We start from the raw sequence: 213 nt of genomic DNA on the forward strand, positions 1-213 counted from the left end.
CAAATATTTAAGCAAGCCTTAAGTCCACATTTTAGTCTCATCATTATTGGCGGTGAACACGATGCGGTTAAACTATGCCAAATGGCTAATGTTTTAGGCTGGGAGGTTGATGTTATGACTTCTTTAAAAGATGCTAAAAACTTAGATGATTTCCCAGGTGGTAAAACAGTATCTGCAGTTGACCCATCATTGATGGAAATAAAGATCGATAGC

Annotated in this window: 1 pseudogene; it reads left to right on the forward strand. The window is 37.6% G+C overall.

Annotated features, from left to right (window positions below):
- A pseudogene (locus ACRHOC_RS15880) lies at positions 1 to 213 on the forward strand (XdhC family protein); the annotation flags it as partial.

It is taken from the genome of Winogradskyella poriferorum, assembly GCF_050618035.1.
Lineage (GTDB): Bacteria > Bacteroidota > Bacteroidia > Flavobacteriales > Flavobacteriaceae > Winogradskyella > Winogradskyella poriferorum_A.